This window comes from Paenibacillus germinis (assembly GCF_013141785.1).
In the GTDB taxonomy this organism is placed as follows: domain Bacteria; phylum Bacillota; class Bacilli; order Paenibacillales; family NBRC-103111; genus Paenibacillus_E; species Paenibacillus_E phytorum.
Genome location: NZ_WHOC01000183.1, coordinates 234,604 through 253,293, shown reverse-complemented (window position 1 = coordinate 253,293; position 18,690 = coordinate 234,604). Strand labels below are relative to the sequence as shown.

Here is an 18,690-nt window from a genome sequence, read left to right as displayed (position 1 = left end):
CAAAGCTATCTTCGTAAGCATGGGCTGAGCTTTGCTTTAGCAAAGCTATCTTCGTAAGCATCGACTGAGCTTTGCTTTGGCTAAACTGGATTCGTACGCATAAGCTTTTTGGGCTTCTATTAATACCTGATCATAATTCCATTGTATGCATTTGCCTGGAATCTGATAGTACTAACTTTGCGTAGTACCCGCTCTTGGAGGATTTATTTTCAATGAAAAAGACCCATGCATCCAACTGCATAGGTCTCTCTACAAACATTTTTAATTTCCATTAGGGACGTCACTGGTAATTGCCAAGGTATTTCCCTCTGTATCCTGGAAGAAAGCCATCCAAATATCGAAGCTGCCCATATTAGCTACCATATGCGGCTCACTAATAAAGGACACTCCTCGTTCTAGAAAAGCCTCATAGACCTGCTTAATGTCCTCAACCTTATAATAAATGACAGAGCCAGGATGATTATATTCAGGTTTTTCAGGAAGGCTTATCATCAATCGAATACCATTGCAATCAAAAAAAGCCATTTGAGAAGCTTGAAACAGAAACTTCATGCCTAATGTGTCGCGGTAAAAAGCGACGGCTCTAGGAATGTCAACTGCATTTACTGAAATTTGCCCAATTTGAGTTAAGCTGTTTTCGCTCATACGGTTCCCCTTCCAAACTTTGATACCCATATTCTACCATACTACAGGTTTAATAGCTCCCTAAGTCTAGCTGGGTAATCGGTAATTATGCCTGAAACGCCGGAAGCAATCATCCTATGATAATCGGCCAAGTCATTTACCGTATAAGGATAAACAGCAAGTCCAGAGGATACTGCCGCAGCAACATCTTCTTGTTCTATGCAGTGGTGATGAGGATGCAACGAAAACACATCTACACCCATTTGCTCTGCATAAGCAGCATGATCAATAAGGTTTGCAGCGTACAACAAACCAACCTTCGCCCCAGGCTCAGCCTGCTTAATTCGGCGAATCACCTTGTGATCGAAAGAAGAAATGACCACATCCTCCATTCTGCTGCTTTCACGCAAAAATGCTAGAAGCGCCTTCTCCATTCTCCCTTCATAAGCATGTTTCACTTCCACATTAATGAACAACCCTCGTGGCAATAAATCGAATACTTCACGCAAAAGTGGTAACCGTTCCCCCGTGAACGCCTCTGAGAACCAAGACCCAGCATCCAACGACTTCAACTCACTCCAACTGTGTTCGCAAATAAGTCCGGAGCCATTCGTCGTTCGATCGAGCGCAGCATCATGACAGACGACAATCTCTCCGTCTTTCGTTATATGTACATCTAGCTCAATGCCTTCTGCCCCTTGCTTCATAGCTAAAGCAAAAGAAGCTAACGTATTTTCCGGTGCTTCCCCAGCCGCTCCGCGATGTCCAATTACAATCGGTTTATGTTTGTTCATTGTTAACACTCCCAACATGTAAGCTTCTTCTACTATGCTCAAATTATAGATGAAATGACTCGCTCTTGCCCAGTATTTATTCGTAAAGGTTACGTAAATATGTTGGAAAAATACACAATAAGTTAATCCCTATTTAACACGGGTCAAATAATGCATCGTTAAGCTAATAACATAGTACTAGTCTAATAATGTTCGTGAAGGAGCACCACATGAATACGATGGATAGAGATTTACCGCTTACAACAACTAAGCCAAAAGCAAAAGCGGGACAACCTCCCCGTGCGCTTATCAATCAAAAATTGGCGGAAACGCTGCTTGGTTATGTTTTCTTACTCCCTTCGATTTTGCTGTTTGCTATCTTTCTTTTTTACCCCCTGATTCAAACCTTTTATCTGAGCTTACACGAGACGGATCCGCGAGGCAGAGTTGCTTCTTACGTCGGTTTCGATAATTTCATTGCTATCTTCACTTCCGAGCGATTTTATAAAAGTTTGGAAGTCACCAGTCTTTTTACACTTCTTACCGTGCCAACCGGCATTGCTCTTGCGCTTTTACTCGCCGCACTTACACACAATCACTTGAAGGGCATGAGGATTTTTCAATTCATCTTCTCGCTGCCTGTTGTTCTATCCGTAGGAACCTCTGCGGTGATCTGGATGATGCTATTTCACCCGAGTGTCGGGATGTTGAATTACTTACTGAGCATGGTTGGCTTAGAGCCAGTGGCCTGGTTAACAGATCCAAGATGGGCACTGCTTTCCGTCTCGATGATGACAGTCTGGATGAATCTCGGCTTTACTTACATCGTTCTTCTAAGTGGCCTACAAGGAATTCCAGAAGAAATCTATGATAGCGCCAAAATCGACGGATCAGGTCCATTCCGTACCTTTATCCAAATCGTATTCCCCTTGCTTTCACCGACGGTGTTCTTCGTCACCATTGTGTCGATCATTGGAGCTTTTCAGTCCTTCGGACAGATTCACATTTTGACCAAAGGCGGACCTGTTAATTCCACAGATGTCCTTGTATACAGCTTGTATCAGGATGCTTTCATTAACTTCCGATTCGGGACTGGTAGTGCTCAAGCCCTCGTCCTGTTCACCATCATCCTTATTTTCACTGTTATACAATTTAAAGTTTTTGAAAGGAATGTGCACTATCAATGACCCATCGATTACTAAATACCTTCGTATATGTACTACTTGTCGTATTCGCTGCACTCGTTCTGTATCCTATTTTCTATACGTTTACCGCAGCATTCATGACACCGGAGGAAGCATCGGCCTATCCGCCCCGCTTCTGGCCGAGCAGCTTGTATTTCGGTAGTATCGTCGCCGTGTTCCAATTAGTCCCCATCGGCAAATTTATAGCCAACAGCTTGGTCGTCTCGATTATCATTACGGCTGGACAGCTCATTACATCCAGCATGGCCGCTTACGCCTTTGCTAACATTCGTTTCAAGGGTAAAGCTATTTTCTTCGCGATATTCATGGCCACCATGATGATTCCATGGGAAGTCACCATCATTCCCAACTATTTGACGGTCAAAAAGTGGGACTGGCTCGATAGCATTCAGGGCTTAACCGTTCCATTCCTGGCGACTGCTTTCGGCACTTTCTTACTGCGCCAATTTTTCTTACAGCTGCCTAAGGAGCTGTTCGAAGCAGCACGAATTGATGGCTGTGGGCACTTCCGCTGCTTTTTCCGAATTGTACTGCCCCTAGGCCGCCCAGCACTTGCAACGCTAGCCGTCTATGCGTTCCTAAACTCGTGGAACATGTATTTATGGCCGCTTCTCATCACGAATAGCGAGGAAATGCGAACGGTTCAGATTGGCATCGCTATGCTTCAATTCGAAGAATTAACCGTTTGGAACTTGGTTTTAGCAGGTGTAACTATCGTCTTGCTGCCTTCACTATTACTTTTAGTACTTGGGTTGAAGCAGCTCGTTCGAGGGCTTACTGCTGGTGCTGTGAAAGGTTAGTCCCCATGTGTGATGGCTGCTCTGTTCAGCAATAAGCTGACCCAGATTTCCATAAATAAAAAATAAAGAAACCAAAAGGGAGAGAAACAAAACAAATGAAGACATTGAAAATGAGAAGTACTGCTATCGCAATTACAGCACTCATGGTGCTATTGACTAGCGCATGCGGCAAAGCTGAACCGACGACATCTGGCAGTACAGCAGATACCAAATCATCCGCTTCTCCCGCTGCCGCAGAAACTAAAAAATCGGCAGAACCAGTTAAAGTTATCTGGTGGCACTCCATGAGCGGTGAGCTCGGCAAAGCTGTAGATAAACTTGTTGCAGACTTCAATACTTCCCAAAAAGAGGTGCAAGTTGAGGCTGTTTTTCAAGGTACATACGATGAAAGCTTAAATAAAATGAAAGCTTCTATGGATAGCAAAAGCGGTCCTTCTCTTATTCAAGTATACGAAATCGGCTCCCGTTTCATGATTGACTCCAAGGCCATTACGCCAGTCCAAAAGTATGTCGATGCTGATAAATTCGATCTCTCTCAACTTGAAGATAATATTCTGAATTACTACAAATTCGATGGCAAACTGTATTCCATGCCTTTCAACACATCGAATCCGATCCTCTATTACAACAAAGACATGTTTAAAGCTGCCGGTCTTGATCCTGAAAAGCCGCCAACAACCTTTGAAGACGTCGCCAAAGCTTCTCAAGCATTAAGCAAAGACGGTAAAGCAGGTGCATCCTTCGCCATCTACGGATGGTTCATGGAGCAATTCTTTGCTGGACAAGGTGCCGAGTACCTTAACAATGGTAACGGTCGTACGACCGCAGCTTCGGAATCTATGGTGGGCAGTGAAGCGGGCGTGAAAACTTTGACGTGGTGGAAGCAAATGGTCGACAGCAAAACAGCTACTAACTTAGGACGCAAAACAGACGATACGAAGAAAGCGTTCTTGGCTGGACAAGTCGCTATGACATTAGATTCCACAGCCTCACTCCGCGGGATCGTAAGCGGTGCTGACGGCAAATTCCAAGTCGGAACCAGCACCCTGCCTAAGCCAGCTGATGCGAAGGATGGCGGAGTTGTTGTCGGTGGTGCAAGTCTCTACATCTTAAACAACAAATCCGAAGCTGAGCAAAAAGGTGCATGGGAGTTCATTAAATTCCTGACAAACCCACAAACACAAGCTTGGTGGCACGTTAACACTGGTTACTTCCCAATTACGAAGAAAGCTTACGACGAGCAGCTGGTTAAGGATAACCTTGCCAAATATCCGCAATTCCAAACCGCAATTGATCAACTACACAATACAAAAGCTAATAAAGCCACACAAGGTGCTGTAATGGGTGTATTCCCAGAAGCACGTCAGCTTGTAGAAACGGCGATCGAAGAAGCTCTTACAGGTAAGAAAGCGCCGAAAGAAGCACTGGACGCTGCTGCGAAGAGCATCACAGAGAAAATTGGCGCTTATAATAAGACAGTGAAGTAAATGGAAACAACGATTTGACTAATAGAAATAAACTCAAAAAGCGTGTGCCGATACTTATCGGTGCGCGCTTTTTGAGTTCAACTTGTTCTTAGATGGTTTGAAACTACAGCTTGAACTTGAGGATCAAGTGCTGCAAACTTTCAGCCATACCAGACAGATGTGAGGCGGATGAGGAAATACCTTCCATGGAAACCAACTGCAGATCAGATGCGTTGGCTACAGCCTGGGTGTTATCGTTAGCATTTCTAGCAATGGATGCAGTAGAGATAATAGATGCAGTAATTTCCTCAGATGAAGCAGCCATTTGCTCTGAGATAGCTGAAACCTCTTGAATCTCGTTGTTGATATGCTGAATGGAATCGAGTATAGAGCCGAACTTTTCACTAGTCGTTTCAGCCACAGAGATCCCTATCGTAACTTCACGAGTAACGGATCGTATGGCTTCTACAGCAAGCCTTGTTTCTGATTGAATTTCATGGATTAACGCAGCAATTTCGTTAGCGGATGAACTAGATTGTGCAGATAATTTTTTCACTTCATTCGCGACGACCGCAAACCCTCTTCCTCCTGCACCCGCTCTTGCTGCTTCAATGGAGGCATTAAGTGCCAATAAGTTCGTCTGGGTTGCAATGTCAGATATCATCGATACAATCGCGCCAATTTCCTCTGATCGCTGCCCCAGCCGCCCAACAAATTCTGCCGTTGTGGTTGCTGAATCTTGAATGAATCCCATTTGAGTAACGACTTGTCGGATAGCTTCATTTCCTTGCTCAGCCTGTGTCGAGGTTTCAACGGACTTTTCCGAAACGACGGAAGACGTTTCTGCAATTCGTCCGATTCCTATTGCCATTTCTTCCATCGCCTTAGCTGCTTCCTCTGTACTGATGAGCTGATCGGCGGCCCCTCCAGCAACTTCCTGAACAGCGGTGGCCACTTGTCTCGACGAGGCTGCTGTCTGATTAGCACTTGCTGCAAGCTCTTCGGATAAAACAGCAACCTGAGCGGAGGTTGTTGCCGTTTGCTGCAAAGTTTCCCTCAAATGAACAACCATGTCGTTCGCTGCTTTGGCTAATTGCCCCAACTCGTCCTTGCTTCTTACTTTTAAAGGCTGTACATCTAGTTCCCCTTTGGCTACTTGGACAATATGGGAAGTAACCTTATGTAAGGTTTTGGAAACTAGCAGATGAACACTCACAATGACTGCTGCCGCTGCAAGCAAGCTAAAGATCAACAATAAGGTCAGACCTGTCTTCGCTGAAGAGAAGGCGCCGATTGCTTCATTCGTTGCATGGACGGCCTCGCTATCGTTGTATATTTTCATTTTGTCAAAGATAGCCTGTATCGTCACATTCAACTCTTCCGCTTGTGCAAGCAATTGCGCAGCCTTGGCGCCGTTTTTAGCTTGGCTTGCTTCTAAAGTCTGTTTATTGACGTCTTTAAATTCCTTCCACTTGTCTTTAAATTCATCCAGATTTTTGCGATCTTCCTCCATAACAGCCTTTTTTTCATACTCGGCCAATGTCTGATCGATTTTACGGTATACGAGAGCAATACTGCTTTCCTGTCTGTCTTTACCAGTCTTAAGCGTTTCATCTAGATGCATGACGGTCAACCGCATGACATGCTCCACCTCGAAATTCAACTCATTGATTAACTCTACGCCGGGCAAAGAAACAGCCGTTATAGAATCAATCCGTTCCTTCATGATATTCATTCGATTGATTGAAAATAGAGCCATGATAAGCATTAACACAAAAATGATGGCAATCCCGAGCATGATTTTTTTTCCGACAGATAATCTCATATATCAACTACCTTCTATTCATAAAATAAAATGGCTGCTCACTCTATTCAAATTGAATCCATATCCCTGTCTTATCATCCGACACCTTGAAACGAGGGTAACGCAGGCAATCCTTATCATCTAATTCAAGATTGAACAACCAATCCGCATAACCGGCCAATGTGCTATTTGTAATGGAAGTAGTTAACTCCTGAATGACGTCAATCGGCTCGCCTCCGCGTTCTGTATGCGGGAAAAGACCGTCAGTAACAAGCAGCAATGACTTCAACTGAATACGGTTGATTCTACCGTATTCGATGAATTCGGCCAGATGCGGTTCACCACTCATAACAGAGTAGCCGGCCATCGTATTCATTTTCGATTTATTTTGCAAAATGATCGGTTTAACGAGTTCCCAAAGGTCCTCTCGCTTCACAATGCCATTCTCGATGCCTTGCTCCCAAATGTGTTTGGATTCAAGATCAATATGTGCGACCTGATCACGCGATATCGTCCGAAGCGACCCGTCCTGATAAACTGCCACGATCATACAATCTCCAACCTGTGCATAATCGATATAGTTATCCTCAATTCGGATGAGAGCGAGCGAACTCGTCCACAAAGCACCTTTATCCGATGTATGGATCCCGGCTGCTTCCATTTTCTCCCTCAACCGGATATTAGCTTGAACAACCAGCTGCTTGAGATCCAAATCAGCGACATCCTCCGCTTGAAGCGACTCCAAATACTGTTTGATCACTTGTGAGGCCAAGTACCCCCCCGTTTCGTTGTTAGGACCACGAAAGGGATGCAGAGAAGTTGCACCGTCCAGTACCCCAAATAAATGTAACTGTTCATTGTCAACGAGTGCATCTTCATTCCATTCACCGCTACCCGGTAAGGATATTTTTTCTACATGCATAGTTGTACGCCACCTTCATCTCATGTCTGTATATTCTTCGTCTATTTGCGAAACCAAGTCTCGTATTCATCCTCAAAATGTTTTTCCTTCGTATCATTTGGTTCTTGTTCTAATTGCTCCAGCATGGATTGGGTGTAACTCCACCGCTCGAAGTCCATCTTTGCGGGCCTCTTTGCCGAGAACATACGCACCGAATCAAGAATCATCTTTTGACTCGCATTCCACTGTCCTTCTTCTTGCAGCTTTAGTAGAACATCGGACCGCGAAGGAATTAAACCATGGCTGCGCCATAAAGCATTTTGCGTGTTCTCATGGATCATATAAGAAATAAAGCTGTTAGCCGCCTTCACTTTGGTTGCTGTTGAATTTAAAACAATCATCCCATCGATGCTAGGCACAATTCCCTGTTGCTCCAACCCGGGTAACAACTGGGCATTATATTGGAACTTACCTCCAATATATCGTTCTACGGTCATCAGCTCTTCAGAAGTACTTAGGAATAAACCGATTTTTCCATTAATAAAATCACTCGCAGCCCGACGGTGAGTGAGCGGCTTCATAATTTGCAAGCTATGAACCCACTCTCCCCACATGGATATAGCGGAGTCGAATTTACCATATTCCTCGGTTTCGCCATGGTTTTCCTTTACGTGTAAACTTTCCAGATACCAAGGCAATTCCTTGTCGATGGCAATTCCCCAATGCCCCTTGATACCTCCGTCGTTCCCAATCAGGTTTGTTTCCAATGCAGCATTCGACACTTCATCCCATCCGGTAAACGAGCCTTTTTGAGAGTTTTTTAACAGTTCTTCCCGGTAATAAAGCATTGGTATGCTCCCACCGATCGGCACTGCCCAATCCAGGTCCGAATAATGAAAAGGTTCGGTAAACGTAGGCTGCAGGCTCTTCCATTCCGGTATGGTTAAATTATCTACGGGAAGCACCGCTCCGGCATCCACTAGCTGGGCAATCCCATAATAACTTTTAATTTCAGCGATCTGTGGCGCAGCATTAGCGGATATTGCTGCCATCAACTCGGTAAATAAATGATCACTCGAGCGGAAGTATCTCACATCCACATCAATATTCGGATAGGTTTGATGAAACTCATTAATAGAGGTTTCCAAGCTTTGACTGTAAACCCAGATGGATAGAGCCGTTCCACGAACAGATTCTCCGCTTGTAGTCGTCAATTTCTTATTATTAAACATAAAAGAGGTTGCAATTATAAGGATCAGTTGTACTGCTATGCCCCAAATTATCCATCTATTTAGCTTCATGGTTCCTCCCGGTAAGCTCATCATGACAATCATTTTCATTGTAGCACGACAAGTTCCCGAAATCATGAGCCTTCATGAAAGAGGCTCCTCACGCAAACCGTTACAATTGCAGCCCCTTCTTGCTTAGCTTATTAGCTATGATCAAAGAAATTAACGTGGTGAGGGACAGAATCGATGCTAGAGCTGCACCTGTACCGTAGTTAGCGGTAAAGACCTCACTGTAAATCGTCACAGTAATGGTTGCTGTCGCCCCGTAATAAAGAACAATCGTAGAACTTAATTCATTAATAGTCGTGACCCAGCTCAGAATGGCTCCGGACAAAACGCCGGGTGCCATTAAACGTCCCGTGGTCTTGAAGAATGTCTTCATCGGTGGAACGCCAAGGCTGATTGAAGCTTCTTCTACGCTGCGATCCAATTGATACAGGATCGCCGTACTGGAACGAATCGTGTATGGCAGCTTACGCACCACGTAAGCGATGACTAGAATGACCCATGTCCCCGTTAGAACTACAGGAGGCTTATTAAAAGCAATAATCATACTGATCCCCAGAACAGTTCCCGGCATGACATAAGGTATCATGATCAAGGAATCAAGCATCGCCGTCAACTTCGATTTCCTGCGCACCAACACGTAGGCTACGAGCATCCCCATTCCGACCATGATCACGATGGATATTAAGGAGTAAGTATACGTATTCAAGATAGCCTTTGGTACGCGGAACAAAATTTCTTTATAACTATCTAAACTAAATCCATTTTGAAATACCGGTCCCTTCGTTTTGATGAAGGAGGTCACAATGACCGTCGCCTGAGGAATAATCGATACACATGCGACCAACAAAGCAAAGCCAGTAAACAGCCATTTCTTCAGCGGCCCCAGTAATTCAACTTTCGGTGTACGCATACCCGTCATCGTATAGTTTTTGCGGGAGACAAAGTACCGTTGAAGAAACAAAATACTCGTAGAACAAATGATAAGGATCACGCTTAACGTACTAGCCATGGCTGGGTTTCCGCCCATCTCACTGATGAACTGCTCATAAGCTAAGATTGGCAATACCTTGAAACCTTGGCCCAGCAGCATCGGCGTACCAAAATCTGCAAACGACGCCATGAAAACCATTAATGCGCCAGCTGACAGTGTAGGAAAAATCAACGGAATCGTAACCGTACGCAGCCTGTGGAAGCTTGAACGTCCCAAGCTTTCTGCCGCCTCTTCGAGCGAAGTGTCAATCGTTTTCAGTGCACCAGAAACATATAAGTAAATATGCGGATAGAACTGAAGTGTAAAGACGAACACAATGCCCTTCCATCCATATATAGAGGAAAATGGAATCCCAATATCATGCAGGAAGCGTGTTAGAAATCCGTTATTCCCTAACATCAAAATCCAAGAATAAGCTCCGATAAAAGGAGGGGAAAGTAGGGACATAATAACAAGAATTTGAATAATGCCTTTAAATTTCACATTATAGCGAGTAGTGATATACGCGAGAGGAACACCTATTAGGATAGAGAACACAGTTGTAAGTACGGATACCTTCAAACTGTTCCACAGCGCACTGTAATAATACTTCAGCTTGATGAAATTCGCGTAATTAGCTAATGAGAACATCCCTTGGTCATTAAAAAAACTGTTGAATAGCAAGGAGAACAAAGGGTAAACGATAAAAGCGAGTAGAAAGAGATACACAAACAATGTCACCCAAGACCAGAAGTCCCATTGTTTGAAGGAGAACCACCGGCTTCTCTTAACGGCTTGCACGGTAGACCGCCTCCTTGCCGCTTTCATCAAACATCGTTGCTTTATCTAGCTGTAAATTCACATAAACAACCTGTTTCACCTTACGCAGCTGATGGGGCTCAACAGCATGCTCTTGAACGTCGATCACAAAACCATTTGGAAGCTCGATTAAATAGCTTACTTTTTCTCCAAGGAAAGTAACAGATTCGACAGTACCTCGAATCAAATTCTCGCCTGTGTTCTCGGATTCAAGCCGAATACGTTCGGGACGCAGAGAGAACATCGATTTTCCTTCGTACGGCTTCAAAATAGGCAGTCGAAAGGACGTTCCAAGCAGCCGAATCTCCGCTTCGCTTTGATCGCTTTTACTGCCGCGGCACTCAGCCTCGATAAAGTTCGATGTACCGATAAAGTTAGCTACAAATTGGTTAGCTGGATAGGCATAAATGTCCTCTGGAGGAGCAATTTGTTGAATGATACCTTCACTCATTACGGCAATGCGATCGGAAACAGCCAAAGCTTCTTCCTGATCATGCGTCACATAAATCGTTGTAATGTTCAGTTCCTTTTGCAGTCTCCGGATGTCCGATCTCATCTTGATGCGTAATTTGGCGTCAAGATTGGACAAAGGTTCGTCCATTAACAGCAAGCCTGGACGAATAACGATAGCTCGTGCCAATGCAATCCGCTGCTGCTGACCGCCGCTCATATTAGAAGGAACACGATCTCGCAAGTGCTGCAGCTGAACCATCTCCAACGCTTCCATTACGCGCTGTTCCGTTTCTTTCTTATTCACATTCCGAGCCTTTAATCCATAAGCCACATTTTCAAACACGGTCATATGTGGAAAAATCGCATAGTTTTGAAAAACCATCCCAATGTTTCTTTCATGCGTCGGCACATCATTTATCTTACGATCTCCAAAGTAAATATCGCCTTCTTCTTGACGGTAGAAACCGGCAATTGTCCTTAGCAGCGTTGTTTTTCCGCATCCGCTTGGTCCAAGCAAGGTGAAGAATTCCCCTTCTTGGATTGTTAAATGAGCATCATTGACCGCCTTGGCGGTTCCGAAATATTTGGTCACGTGGTCAAAGACGATTTTTTGCATGTTATTTACCTCCGATGTCTAAGAAAAAGGTGCCAGACCGTTAAAGTAAGGCACCGCTCATTTGATCAAATCTTATTCTTGTCCAGATACAATTTTGCCAAAACGTTTAATATTTTCGTCTTTCTTGCTGGAAGCCCAATCAAAATCATAGTCGACGAGCTTGATATCCTTGGCTTGTGCGATACCTTGAATCACTTCCGCATCTTTACGAACGGAACGGCGTTTGAATTCCTTTTGAATGAGAGACTGCACGTCTTTACTTACTAGGAAATCGATAAATTTCTTCGCATCTTCCATATTTTTAGCACCTTTGATGATTGCAGCTCCATCAGGTACAGCTGAAGTTCCTTCAGTTGGATAAATAATGCCGACTTTCGCGCCACCTTCAACATAACGATACGCGGCTTCCTCGAGTGTAACTCCAAGCGCAAATTCTTTATCAGCTACCCCTTTATAAACCTGGCCGGAACCTGACAATACTTTACCATCCAGGTTGGTTACAAACTTCTTAATAAAACCCCACCCTTGGTCTTTTCCGTTTGCTGTCAGCATGGTAATTAATTGCGTATAGGAAGAACCGGACTTTGCAGGATCCGCATAAGCAATCTTCCCTTTCCATTTCGGATCCGTCAGATCTGTCCAGCCTTTAGGCTCTTCGCCTGCTTTAACCAGTTCTTTGTTGTACATGATGATCATTGGCAGTGCAGCAAATGGAGTCCATACATTGTTTTTGTCTACATATTGCGGAGAAATATTGTCGTATTCTTTTGTTTTGTAAGGTTCAAAATATTTTTTATATGCTTCGAGGGAATCAGCACCGCCAGCCCAAAATACATCGCCAAGCGGATTGGTAGCCTCGGCTTGTACACGCTTCAGGAGGTCACCTGTACCACCGGAAATCAACTGTACCTCAATGCCTGTACGATCCTGGAACTCTTTAATAATCGGGTTATTGAGCTCAGCTGCATTCGGGGAATACAAGGTAAGCTTTCCGCCTGTCTTTGGTGAGGTTTTACTAGTCGCAGGTTGTCCAGAGCTATCTGTCGGTTTCGCCGTTGGGGTCTCTTTTGCACTGCATCCGATCAGAGAACCGACAAGCAGCAGGGATAGAAGACTGGTTAGTGATTTTTTCATTTTGTTAACCCTCCATATGTTTTGTGTCTTTATCTTTCTAGTTTTACTATACGTTCAGATGAAAGCACTCTCAATGTGACGAATTTTCGTATTTGTTGAAATTTTTGTTCAAAATAAAAACTCCACCAAGTGATGAAGTGGAGAATTCCTATTATGCCTATAGCGGAAGGCTCTCAATCCCAAGCCGTTTGCGAAACTCTGTAGGAGTTTCCCCTGTATACTTGCGAAATAGTTGGCTGAAATATCGCGGATCCTGGTAACCGACTTGTACGGAGACCTCATAAATTTTAAGACGGGGATTCGTCAGAAGCTCCTTTGCTTGTCGTACACGAATCAAAGTCACGTATTCGAGAAAGCTGGTTCCAACCTGCTTTTTAAACAGTCTACTGAAGTAGCTTTCACTCATATGATAGCGCTCCGCGATACCTTGCAGAGAAATATCCTCAGCGTAATGCTCTCGGATAAACAGCTCGATCTCTTCGAACCCGCTCTTCTTCTGAGGATCGGATTGCTCTGTACATTGCCGGTTCCACTCAAATAACGTTTCGTTTAAGCGAATCAGCCATTGTTCAAGTGAGTCATCCACTCGCTCAGCTGATGTTAAGAGAAATCCGCTATCAATAACGATGTTATGCAATTCGTTATCTCGCAGCAGGAGGGAATTTAACGTTACGATAAATTCGAAAAAGCTTCTTCTTGCCGTAAGTCCATCTGCATGGAGGTGTATGAGATGAGAATACCACAACCGTGTTTGGGCTTCGATGGATGAAGGACTTCCCCATTTGACCAATTCGATCAATTCCTTAAGTACGGTGTGATTTACACTGACCGTTTCTTGCTGCCGTTCGATATCTTCAAACCAAATCATTTTCTCGCCGCCTAAAAAAACAGTTTGATACAAGGCACGCATGGCTTGAATATAGGCAGCTGGAATCAAATCGATCGTTGTAAACGAGTGGCTGACCGTTAGAACGCATCTTTGCGCAAAGGAAGACAATAACACCATTAAGTTATCAAGTAAGACGGCCAGATCGTCTCGTTCGACTTGACGATTGGCCAAAAGCGCATATCGCGTCTCGTTTATTCGCACCAAAGTAAGGGTGGACAGCTCTTTGATCCGTTCCTTGATCTGATCCCGAAGCTTGGTGCTATCCGTCCCCATATCCTTAAGACCGTCCAATTGAAGCAGTAAAACGCGATAAGGAGGGATAACAGCTCCGTCTTCATTATTTTTTATACCCGTGCCAAACTCTACAAACCATTCTCTTTCAAGCGTTCCCGCATAATCCAGCATAAGATCATAGAGAACCTTTTCTTCAATCAGCGGCTGCTCCCAACCATACTTAAGCTTCAATCGCTCCTGCTGTGATTGCAATCGACGTTCCTCATCAAGCTTTGACGTAATGCGTCCAATAACTTGGATGAGCTCATCCGGATTGGTGGGCTTAAGCACAAAATCAGCAGCCCCCAGCTTAACTGCCTTCTGGGCATATATAAAATCATCGAAGCCGGTAAGAAATACAATTTTCACTTGTGGCAGAAGCTCCGCCACTTTCTCAGCAAGCTGAATGCCGTCCATCGCAGGCATCCGAATATCCGTCAGTAGGATGTCTGGCGGGTTAGCAATAATTCCTTCTAAACCTGCTTGTCCGTCCCTTGCTTCGCCAATCACGTTACAGCGCATTTCTTCCCAAGGAATTGTTAGTTTCAGCCCTTGCAAGACGAGCCACTCATCCTCCACTATGAATAGTTTATACACGATGATCCTCTCCTGAGCGCATAATGGGAATTTCGATAAGAATTGTCGTTCCTTGCATGATCTCACTCTCGATTTCGAAACGATAGTTCGAGCCGAAGTATAGCTGAAGCCGTTTGATCGAGTTTTCCAGTCCAATACCCGTATTCTGCTCACTATCCGATACGTATTTGCCGCTAAGGACACGTTCCACCATTTCTGATGACATACCTACACCGTTGTCTCGGATTTCGAAGCGGACACATTCCCGGACCCGCCATCCCCTAATGGAAAGCTGCCCTTTTCCGGGTTTGATCTCTAATCCATGTGTGATGGCATTTTCCACGATCGGTTGAATCAACAGCTTGAGCGTGTATAAGGATTCGATTTCTTCATCGATTTGAATCTCGACTTCCAACTTATCTCCATAGCGCATCTGTTGAATGAAAAGAAAATTGCGGATTTGATGCATATCCTCCTTCACTTGGATGAAGGGTTGTCCTTTGCGGATACTAAACCGCAGCAGCTCTCCAAGTGAAATAACCGTTTGACTAATATCCGTCATTTTATTTATACGTGCCATCCAATTGATCGAATCCAGAGCATTATAGAGAAAATGCGGGTTGAATTGGGCATGAATCGCTTTGATCTCCGCCTCCTTCAACATTAATTGCTTCTTGTAGACCTCATCGATCAACTGCTTGATCCGCTGTACCATTTTATTAAAACTGAGACCTAGCTGCCCAACTTCATCCCTATATTTAGAAGAAAATGCTACGTCCATGTTGCCGTTTTCCACTAGATACATCAGAGATTTCAACTTGCGCAGCGGATTCGTAATCGTCACCGATAACACATAGGCAACCCAGCAGGACACAACGCCGAACAAGATGATAATAAATAACATCAAATTGCGGATGCTGCTGCTCTCCTTTGTCAAAACGGCAACCGGCACAATACTAACCAGCTTAAATCCCGTAATCTCAGAAGTATCATACACGACCATAACAGGAGCAGAGCCTTTGTTAGCTGGTTCAAAAAAACCTTTATTACCTGTTAATACTTTATCTAAATAAGGTTCGTTTAACTTCGTACCCACGATATGCTTGGATGGCGTACTCGAAATGACATACCCATTGCGGTCCAACAGCAACATTTGTCCGCCTGGTTGTAAATGGGCCTTGTTATACTTGTCCGCCAAAGCATTTTCCATAATATCCACGACCATGAAACCAAGCGGTTTGTTCGTTTCAATCTTCTTCAGCAGCCTGCCACTGCTTAAAACAATGCCAAAATCCTCCGTCTTCTTCATGCTGTAATGCGTATCCCAGATGATATTGCCGCCTGCTAGCCGCATTTTACGAAACAATCCCCAATTCAAGTTATAATCGTCGTACTGATTAGGCAGAAGGTTACCTGTAAAATAACGATCCCCGTTCTCCCCAAGCAAGTAAATGGCGATATTCCAGTTTTTGAAGCCCAGGAAGGTATCGAGAATATCATTGACCCTTTTCTCATCCTGCTGCTTCTCCGCTAGCGTTCTGCCCTGATCTTTAGACAGTACGTCTTGTATTTCTCTGTTACTATAAATGTACATAGTCAACTGTTCGATATCTTTAACGAAATAGTTCAAGCTGTAATTCACTTGAGACAAGCTTTCAAGAATCGTCTTACTCACTTGCGTTTGTACGACCTGTGACGATTTGTAATAGGAGAAGGTTCCCAGAATAGATAAGGGGATTATAGCTAACGGAAGGAATAGGATAATGAGCTTTTTCTGAAGGCTTGTTCCAAGTAAATAGTTCTGTAGTCGATTTCGTAAGTTGAACATAACCTCACTCCTTCCGTTTATTTCAATCGTAATTATCTTTATCCAAAGTATTCTCTTCAATGACAAGAGTACAGGACAATAGTATGAACTTCAACCCCTGTACGAAAAACGGAACGTCCAGAAACTCTCAAAAATGATTGACCTTTTCTGCGAATAGGCTTATACTTCTACTCAATATCCATACCTGACCGTGCCTATGAAGAGATTCCAACTCGGAGGCGTTTTCGCCAAGAACAACCCTTTGCGTTCAGCAAAGTCAGTCATTCTAAGTTAACCGGCACCGCCCGTTACCGCGGAACCAAGTGGAGAAGCATTCACCAGAATGTTTCTTAAATTGGGTGGCACCGCGAGCAAACGCTCCTCGTCCCAATATGGATGAGGGCGTTTTTTGTTCGTTTTACCACTTACATTCGGGAGGTAACTAAAATGACGAAACGACTGTACAATTTTAACCCAGGACCCGCTGCACTGCCTTTGGAGGTACTTGAAGAAGCACAAGAGCAATTTGTGGACTATCAAGGGACAGGTATTTCTTTGCTTGAAATGTCTCATCGAAGCCACACGGTTGAGGAGCTGAATCAAGAAACCCAGCTGCTTCTTCTGAAACTACTCGGCCTGCCTAGCGGGTATGAGGTACTTTTTATGGGTGGAGGGGCAAGCACACAGTTCGCTCTCCTTCCATTAAACTTTTTAAACACGAATCAGACGGCCAACTATGCATTGACTGGGAGCTTTTCGGAAAAAGCTTATAAGGAAGCTGCTTATCTCGGGCTCACACATGTCGCGGCAAGCTCCAAAGACCAGCAATGGCGCAGTATTCCTGAGTTATCTGCAGCCCAACTAGCACCTGATTCGGCATACATTCACATCACCATGAACAACACGATTGAAGGTTCCCGGTACAATGAAATTCCAGAGGTGGGCAGCACGCCCCTTGTAGCCGATTTAACGAGTGAAATCCTCAGCAGAAAGCTGGATCTAGAGAGGTTTTCGATGATTTATGCCGGCGCCCAGAAAAATCTGGGACCAGCAGGTGTCACAGTTGCCATCATCCGTGAAGATTGGCTGGAGAAAGCGTCCAAGAAGATCCCTGAGATCATGCGCTATGAAACATTTGCCAAAAACAAATCACTGTTCAATACGCCACCTGTTCATGCCATTTACATGATGAATTTAGTACTTAAATGGGTAGTGAATAAAGGCGGCGTAGAGCAATTAGAACAGCTTAATCGCATAAAGTCTGGCTTAATTTATGATGTTATTGATCATAGCGGCGGATTCTACAACGGAATCATTGAAGTTAACGATCGCTCGCATATGAATATCACTTGGCGCATGGCCAATGAAGGAATCGAACGTCGGTTTATCGAAGAATCAGAAGCTAACGGCTTTGAAGGTTTAGCCGGTCATCGAAGTGTAGGGGGGCTGCGTGCTTCGGCATACAATGCTGTTCCATTTGAAGCCTGTCAGGCTTTAGCTGATTTCATGGTAGATTTTGCGCGAAGAAATGGTTAGATCATTAAGAAATGAGGAAGTTCAGTGGAAAACGCACTCGCTAAGAAGCTACGTTTAGGAAGTTGTAAACGAGCACTCATCATGAACGCGCCGGAGGGGTATCTGGACATGTTGAATCCCCTCCCTGAAGGCATTCTTCTGACGGACCAAATAGAAGGCAGTGAGGCTTATGACTTTGTCCAGGTATTCGTCCACACGCTTACTGAGGTCCAGCAGCTGGCTCCCAAAGCCATTGAGGCCGTAACACCTGAGGGCATGTTATGGATTAACTATCCCAAAGGAACCTCTAAAATAAAAACGGACATTAATCGCGACTCTGGTTGGCAAACGGTCACCGATTTACAGTTTGAAGGCGTGAGTCTGGTGTCCATTGATGAGACGTGGTCAGCTATGCGTTTTCGCCCTATCGGCCTCGTTAAGACGCCGCGCAGCGAACGATTAGCTAACTGGGCAAATGTTAAAGCAGAATCAGCTCCCGGTGAGAAAGTGGTTATTGTACCGGATGATCTTACAGGAGCTTTTCGCGAGAATCCTAATGCAGCTGATTTCTTTGCAACGCTTTCCTACAGCAACCGCAAGGAATACGTGCAGTGGATTACAGAAGCCAAACGTGAGGAAACACGCAGCGCGCGAGTCGCCAAGACGGTTGAGAAGCTGCTGCAGGGTATCAAAAACCCAAGCTTTAAAGAATAAAAAGAAAAGAGTCCCGTAGAGCGGCAAATGCCTAACTCTCGGGACTTTTTATC

General features: G+C 44.4%; 15 protein-coding genes. 5 read left to right on the top strand and 10 right to left on the bottom strand.

What is annotated here, in order from left to right:
* Nucleotides 1-261: 261 nt before the first annotated feature.
* Together GC102_RS36385 and GC102_RS36380 are read right to left on the bottom strand one after the other, a co-directional pair.
* Nucleotides 262-645 carry a VOC family protein gene (locus GC102_RS36385; protein ID WP_171693812.1) on the bottom strand — a complete coding sequence of 128 codons (384 nt, stop codon included), beginning with the start codon at nucleotides 643-645 and terminating at the stop codon, nucleotides 262-264.
* Nucleotides 646-686: 41 nt separating this feature from the next.
* The gene (locus tag GC102_RS36380) at nucleotides 687-1,418 is read right to left on the bottom strand and encodes a glycerophosphodiester phosphodiesterase (RefSeq protein ID WP_171693811.1); all 732 of its coding nucleotides are present in this window, start codon (nucleotides 1,416-1,418) and stop codon (nucleotides 687-689) included.
* A 209-nt stretch (nucleotides 1,419-1,627) separates the two neighbouring features.
* On the opposite strand from GC102_RS36380, the gene GC102_RS36375 reads away from it, so the two are divergent.
* From GC102_RS36375 to GC102_RS36365, 3 genes are all read left to right on the top strand, one after another.
* On the top strand, nucleotides 1,628-2,584 hold the full coding sequence (locus GC102_RS36375; protein ID WP_171693810.1) for a carbohydrate ABC transporter permease: 957 nt from the start codon (nucleotides 1,628-1,630) through the stop codon (nucleotides 2,582-2,584).
* Nucleotides 2,581-3,402, top strand: a complete 822-nt coding sequence (locus GC102_RS36370) for a carbohydrate ABC transporter permease (protein ID WP_171693809.1) — start codon at nucleotides 2,581-2,583, stop codon at nucleotides 3,400-3,402. Before GC102_RS36375 ends, GC102_RS36370 begins: the two co-directional genes overlap by 4 nt.
* A gap of 95 nt (nucleotides 3,403-3,497) precedes the next feature.
* On the top strand, nucleotides 3,498-4,889 hold the full coding sequence (locus GC102_RS36365; RefSeq protein WP_171693808.1) for an ABC transporter substrate-binding protein: 1,392 nt from the start codon (nucleotides 3,498-3,500) through the stop codon (nucleotides 4,887-4,889).
* 103 nt (nucleotides 4,890-4,992) lie between these two features.
* On the opposite strand, the gene GC102_RS36360 is transcribed toward GC102_RS36365, so the two are convergent.
* From GC102_RS36360 to GC102_RS36325, 8 genes are all read right to left on the bottom strand, one after another.
* Nucleotides 4,993-6,693, bottom strand: a complete 1,701-nt coding sequence (locus tag GC102_RS36360; protein WP_171693807.1) for a methyl-accepting chemotaxis protein — start codon at nucleotides 6,691-6,693, stop codon at nucleotides 4,993-4,995.
* Between the two features lie 43 nt (nucleotides 6,694-6,736).
* Nucleotides 6,737-7,594, bottom strand: coding sequence for a protein phosphatase 2C domain-containing protein (locus GC102_RS36355; protein ID WP_171644645.1), 858 nt, complete (start codon nucleotides 7,592-7,594; stop codon nucleotides 6,737-6,739).
* 41 nt (nucleotides 7,595-7,635) lie between these two features.
* Nucleotides 7,636-8,874: an extracellular solute-binding protein gene (locus GC102_RS36350; protein ID WP_171693806.1), complete on the bottom strand. Its 1,239-nt coding sequence runs from the start codon at nucleotides 8,872-8,874 to the stop codon at nucleotides 7,636-7,638.
* Nucleotides 8,875-8,974: 100 nt separating this feature from the next.
* A complete protein-coding gene (locus GC102_RS36345; RefSeq protein ID WP_312883485.1) occupies nucleotides 8,975-10,642 on the bottom strand; it encodes an ABC transporter permease in 1,668 nt (555 codons plus the stop codon).
* On the bottom strand, nucleotides 10,629-11,729 hold the full coding sequence (locus GC102_RS36340) for an ABC transporter ATP-binding protein (protein ID WP_171693804.1): 1,101 nt from the start codon (nucleotides 11,727-11,729) through the stop codon (nucleotides 10,629-10,631). The genes GC102_RS36345 and GC102_RS36340 overlap by 14 nt, the downstream gene beginning before the upstream one ends.
* A 72-nt stretch (nucleotides 11,730-11,801) precedes the next feature.
* The gene (locus GC102_RS36335) at nucleotides 11,802-12,863 is read right to left on the bottom strand and encodes an ABC transporter substrate-binding protein (protein WP_171693803.1); all 1,062 of its coding nucleotides are present in this window, start codon (nucleotides 12,861-12,863) and stop codon (nucleotides 11,802-11,804) included.
* A gap of 157 nt (nucleotides 12,864-13,020) precedes the next feature.
* Complete coding sequence (locus tag GC102_RS40455; RefSeq protein ID WP_171693802.1) at nucleotides 13,021-14,622, bottom strand: response regulator transcription factor; 1,602 nt, start codon at nucleotides 14,620-14,622, stop codon at nucleotides 13,021-13,023.
* Nucleotides 14,615-16,429, bottom strand: coding sequence for a sensor histidine kinase (locus GC102_RS36325; protein WP_171693801.1), 1,815 nt, complete (start codon nucleotides 16,427-16,429; stop codon nucleotides 14,615-14,617). Before GC102_RS36325 ends, GC102_RS40455 begins: the two co-directional genes overlap by 8 nt.
* A 426-nt stretch (nucleotides 16,430-16,855) precedes the next feature.
* Between GC102_RS36325 and serC the strand changes: the two genes are divergently transcribed.
* Together serC and GC102_RS40450 are read left to right on the top strand one after the other, a co-directional pair.
* Nucleotides 16,856-17,944 (top strand): 3-phosphoserine/phosphohydroxythreonine transaminase, encoded by a 1,089-nt coding sequence (gene serC, locus GC102_RS36320; protein ID WP_171693800.1) that lies wholly within the window; start codon nucleotides 16,856-16,858, stop codon nucleotides 17,942-17,944.
* A 24-nt stretch (nucleotides 17,945-17,968) separates the two neighbouring features.
* Entirely contained in the window at nucleotides 17,969-18,637 is a 669-nt protein-coding gene (locus tag GC102_RS40450) for a YdeI/OmpD-associated family protein (RefSeq protein ID WP_171693799.1), read from the top strand.
* The last annotated feature ends 53 nt before the right edge of the window (nucleotides 18,638-18,690 follow it).

What these genes read in the sequence shown, in the direction of transcription:
- GC102_RS36380 (WP_171693811.1), bottom strand. Translation starts at nt 1,418, where the DNA reads ATGAACAAACATAAACCGATTGTAATTGGACATCGCGGAGCGGCTGGG.
- GC102_RS36385 (WP_171693812.1), bottom strand. Translation starts at nt 645, where the DNA reads ATGAGCGAAAACAGCTTAACTCAAATTGGGCAAATTTCAGTAAATGCA.
- GC102_RS36325 (WP_171693801.1), bottom strand. Translation starts at nt 16,429, where the DNA reads ATGTTCAACTTACGAAATCGACTACAGAACTATTTACTTGGAACAAGC.
- GC102_RS36350 (WP_171693806.1), bottom strand. Translation starts at nt 8,874, where the DNA reads ATGAAGCTAAATAGATGGATAATTTGGGGCATAGCAGTACAACTGATC.
- GC102_RS36365 (WP_171693808.1), top strand. Translation starts at nt 3,498, where the DNA reads ATGAAGACATTGAAAATGAGAAGTACTGCTATCGCAATTACAGCACTC.
- GC102_RS36370 (WP_171693809.1), top strand. Translation starts at nt 2,581, where the DNA reads ATGACCCATCGATTACTAAATACCTTCGTATATGTACTACTTGTCGTA.
- GC102_RS36355 (WP_171644645.1), bottom strand. Translation starts at nt 7,594, where the DNA reads ATGCATGTAGAAAAAATATCCTTACCGGGTAGCGGTGAATGGAATGAA.
- serC (WP_171693800.1), top strand. Translation starts at nt 16,856, where the DNA reads ATGACGAAACGACTGTACAATTTTAACCCAGGACCCGCTGCACTGCCT.
- GC102_RS36340 (WP_171693804.1), bottom strand. Translation starts at nt 11,729, where the DNA reads ATGCAAAAAATCGTCTTTGACCACGTGACCAAATATTTCGGAACCGCC.
- GC102_RS36360 (WP_171693807.1), bottom strand. Translation starts at nt 6,693, where the DNA reads ATGAGATTATCTGTCGGAAAAAAAATCATGCTCGGGATTGCCATCATT.
- GC102_RS36335 (WP_171693803.1), bottom strand. Translation starts at nt 12,863, where the DNA reads ATGAAAAAATCACTAACCAGTCTTCTATCCCTGCTGCTTGTCGGTTCT.
- GC102_RS36375 (WP_171693810.1), top strand. Translation starts at nt 1,628, where the DNA reads ATGAATACGATGGATAGAGATTTACCGCTTACAACAACTAAGCCAAAA.